Genomic DNA, 1185 nt, shown 5'->3' on the forward strand with positions numbered 1-1185 from the left:
GCGCGGCCGCCATGCGGCCGCACGCTTTCTTTTCGGAAAGGAGAACCAATTTCATGCAGGAACGATCAAACCGCTTTCTCGCGCAGGAACCAGTGGGAAAACTGATGGGAATGTACGCAATACCGTGTATTATCTCTCTTTTGGTTGCCGCACTATACAACATTGTGGACCAAATTTTCATTGCAAACGCCACGTATCTCGGCTCGTACGGAAACGCCGCCAACACCGTCGTCTTTCCACTGACCGTGATTGCGCTGGCCATAGCCGTGCTGATCGGGGACGGCTGCTGCGCTTTTGTCAGCATTTGTCTGGGTTCGGGCGACCCGGAAAGCGCACATCGCAGCATCGGCAACGCCATTGTGCTGTGTGTTGCCGCCAGCGTCGTACTGACCGCGCTCTATCTGATTTTTCAACAACCTCTTCTGACGGTGTTCGGAGGCCAGATCAACGAAGAGACCTTCCGCCTGTCCCGGGAATATTTCTTCTTTCTTCCGCTGGGCATATGCAGCCTTCTGTCACAAATCTCTCTGGTTGCCGCCATGGCCGCCATCAACAATATGATCCGTACCTACGGCGCACTGGACCCGATTTTCGGGCAGGCCGAGTATGCGCAGATCCCTATGGCCGTCGTCGGCATTGTAATGAAATTTTTCCAAATCGTCATCTCCATCGCCGTGGGACTGGCGGCCGGCTGCATTCCCATTGTGGGCTATAACATCGGCGCCGGCCTCAAAGCACGGGCGCGCCGCCTGTTTACGCTGCTTCTCAGCGCGGAAGCGGCCGTCGGCGCCATGGCACTGCTGATCGTGGAAGTTTTTCCCCGTCCGCTGATCTTCCTGTTCGGCGCGGCGGGTGAAAGCGTTTATTACATCGATTTTGCCGTACACTCGTTCCGCATTTATCTGTGCATGATGATTCTGGCCTGCGTGAACAAAGGCGCGTTCATCTATCTGCAGGCACTGGGAAAAGCGCTGGAATCCACTCTTTTGTCCACCGTGCGCGAAGTGGTGTTCGGTGTGAGCTTTGCCCTGCTTTTACCGGTCTTTTTCGGGCTGGACGGTGTTTTGTACTCCATGCCGGTGTCCGATGTGCTGACCTTTGTGCTCGCTGTTTTTCTGATCCACTCCACTTACAAAAGCCTTCGCACCTGAACAAAAAAAGCGCGAAGCACCTGCAGGTGCTTCG

1 protein-coding gene is annotated in these 1185 nt (G+C 55.2%); it reads left to right on the forward strand.

Going from position 1 to position 1185, the window contains the following annotated elements:
- The first annotated feature begins 53 nt into the window (after positions 1 to 53).
- The gene (locus WMO24_RS00060) at positions 54 to 1151 is read left to right on the forward strand and encodes an MATE family efflux transporter (protein WP_349213962.1); all 1098 of its coding nucleotides are present in this window, start codon (positions 54 to 56) and stop codon (positions 1149 to 1151) included.
- Positions 1152 to 1185 lie beyond the last annotated feature (34 nt).

This window comes from Ruthenibacterium intestinale, assembly GCF_040096265.1.
In the GTDB taxonomy this organism is placed as follows: domain Bacteria; phylum Bacillota; class Clostridia; order Oscillospirales; family Ruminococcaceae; genus Ruthenibacterium; species Ruthenibacterium komagatae.

Coding starts and splice junctions, on each gene's coding strand:
- WMO24_RS00060 (WP_349213962.1), top strand. CDS start 54: ATGCAGGAACGATCAAACCGCTTTCTCGCGCAGGAACCAGTGGGAAAA.